We start from the raw sequence: 2,924 nt of genomic DNA, 5'->3' as shown, positions 1-2,924 counted from the left end.
CGCGTTCGACGAACTCCACACAACCGTCCTGCTCGTCGCGTTCGACGGGCTCACGGTCGCAGTCAGCTGGGCCGACTTGCCCTTGACCAACGACAACGCGCCATTCGACACACCCGAACCCGAAACCGCAACCGAAGACACCGGAACATCAGGCGTCTTGCAAGCCACGGATTCGAGGGTGGTACCGGAACCGGACCAACGGACGGTACCCCCGTTGTAGGAGATACCCGCCTGATTCGCACCCGGAACCTGCTGGCTGCCGCCATCATTGAAGATGACCTTCGCGTTGCTGGCGAGGCTGTCCGGCACATCGTAATAGTAGCCGGACTGGCCGCACGTATCAGTACCCGAAATCGCAGTCATCTCCACGCCCGGCCACTTCGCGTTATTGGTAGAACCGTCAACGTAAACGTAGGCGTAGATCTTGCTCCAGTTTGAAGGCTTGGCCGCGTACACCACGTTCGTCGCCTTAGGCGCTTCACCGGTCACGGTGATCGTCACCGTAGCGGTCTTGCCGTTGGAGGTGGTCGCGGTGATAGTCGCCGTACCGGCCTTCTTGAGGCTGACCTTACCTTCCGAGCTGACAGCTGCCACGGAATCGTCGGAGCTGCTCCAAGTCACGCGCTGGCTGGCGTCCGAAGGCGTTACGGTTGCCTTGAGCGTCAGCGAGGTATTGCCGGACGAGATATCGCGGGACACCTTGCCGTTGGAGACATCATCACCAAAGATGGACACGCCGGTCGCGTCCACGCCGGAACCGCCCTCATAGTCGGTTTCTTCCGAATCAATGTAGGTATCCGGGTTGTACCTGTTCTTCTGCATGTAGGTTACACAGTACTTGTCGCATGGGCTTTGGGTGCCGTCGCTAGGATCATAGGTCGGGTCGCCCTGCTTGGTGTACGAGTACGTATGCGTGATGGCCTGGCCGTCAGCACCAGTACCCTTCACTGTCACCGTGAGCACGTCGCCCTTCTTGGCGTTGGCACCGATCTTGATGACATCACCGTCAGAATAGGAGCCGGACTGACCGTCGGACGTCATGTAGGTCGTGTTGGTCGCCTGGTAGGCGCGCAGCGTGATCTTCTTGGACGTGCCGGGGATCGTGCCCTTGTTCGGGTACGCCTCAGCTGTGGAAATCTTCTCGGAACGGGTCTTGTTGGAGAACGCCGCAATCGCCTTCGCGTTCACGGAACCGGACGTAATGGTGCCGCCGGAGACCGTAATGGTGCTGCCGGTGACCTCATCGGTGTACGTGCCGTTCGCCAGCTTCGTGGACGTGCCGGCAAGGTTCTTGACGCTGCCGTTCGCGTTCGCGACAACCACGCCATCCTGGGCAGAAGAGCCAGCGTAACGTTCAACCATGAGACACAGGTCATCACCGCAGTTGCTCACGTTCGAGTTCTCGCCAATCATGGAGTTACGGAAGTGGTTGACGGCCACGACCTCCGGGTCCTTCCACAGGTCGGAGCCGGCGTCGCCGAGCTTCGAGTTCTCGGTGAACGGGCCGCTGCCATTGCCATACGTGCCCTTGCCGCCGGTGCCATACGTGCCGCCGTCCTTGTACGGACGGTCGAAGAACAGGGACATGCCGTTCTTCTGGGCGGTCACGCCAGCCCAACCATACTTGATCCATTCATCACTGAGCTCCTGCGGGATATTCGCCTCGCCGTTGGCGAAGTTATCATGCGATTCCACCCAGTTGACGGTCTTGTCTTCAGTCACCTTGTTGTGCTGGGTGAAATGGCTGGCCGACAGGTTGCCGTGCTGCACACCGTTACGCACTTCATGGCCGTAGGAGGAGTCGGTGATGCCGCCGCCGGCGACCGAGCTGTTCCAGAACAGATTGGCGTAATCGGCTTCTCGCACATTCGCGTCCTCAAGCACCTCGCCATACTGGTATTGGGCGCCGTTCTTGAGAATCGTGTTCCAATAGTTGGACTGCTTGCCGAACACCTCGTCAGGCAGCTCGATATGCTTGGCAGCATCATAGCGGAAGCCGTCCGCACCATCGGCGACCGTCTGCTTGAGCAGGTCGGCCATGCCCTGGGTCACGGTGTCATCCTGCGTGTTGAGGTCCCACAGGCCGGACAGCTTGTGCTGGGTGCAGTCCTCACGATTGTTGTAGTCGGAGATTTGCTTGTCCTCGTGGAAGTAGTTCTTATTGCGCCATTTGTCTGCGATGACATCGAAATCCGAGGTGAAGTGGTTGGACACCGAGTCCACGATGACACGCAGACCGTACTCGTGTGCTTTCTTGCACATGGACTTGAATTCGGCTTCGGAACCGACCACATAGTTGCCGATGGTCATGTCCGTCGGCTGGTAGATGTAGTACCAGTTGAGGTACCAGTTACCGGTGCCGAGCTTGCGGTTGTCCTTAATTTTGACGATCGGCTCGGTCTGGATTGAGGTATAGCCCGCTTTGGCGATATCCGGAATGTTCTCCTCTATGGTCTTGAACGACCATTCAAAGGCGTGCAGCGTGGCGCCATCCTTCATATCTTTCGCCAGACCGTACTTCTGGCGTGCAGCCTCGAACGTGGCGTTGCCTACCGTGTCAGCGTAACTGTCGCGCGTACCGCTCGACGTAGTGCTGGCGGTGGAGGTCACCGTACTGGCAGCATTGGCCGATGTAGCAGTATATGTGCCGACCCCGGCGAATGCGGCGAGGGAGGCCGCGGAGGCGACCATCGCCACTATCTTCCTAGAGAGCATATCCATCCTTGATATGCCGCGAGAACGAGAAGCTCGCATAATTCTCCTTTGGTTCAATGACGTTGTTGTCATCGCTTCTCTACCGGTATTCAATTATCCGGTATTCACTTATCCCCGCATGCGGCGGGGTATGGGTTGCGGCCGGTCTCCGCCTGTAACGGGGACCGACCGCAACCACACCCGGGAACCGGGCTACTTGACCGTGACCG

Annotated in this window: 1 protein-coding gene; it reads right to left on the bottom strand. The window is 58.8% G+C overall.

Annotated elements, in window-relative coordinates; all coding sequences use genetic code 11:
• A partial coding sequence (locus tag WD012_RS08395; protein WP_339563297.1) for a starch-binding protein occupies nt 1-2,715 on the bottom strand: 2,715 nt, incomplete at its 3' end.
• Nucleotides 2,716-2,924: the final 209 nt, after the last annotated feature.

Origin of the sequence: Bifidobacterium thermophilum (genome assembly GCF_037482445.1) — a bacterium.
In the GTDB taxonomy this organism is placed as follows: Bacteria; Actinomycetota; Actinomycetes; order Actinomycetales; family Bifidobacteriaceae; genus Bifidobacterium; species Bifidobacterium thermophilum_B.
This window is presented reverse-complemented; position numbering and strand designations above follow the sequence as displayed.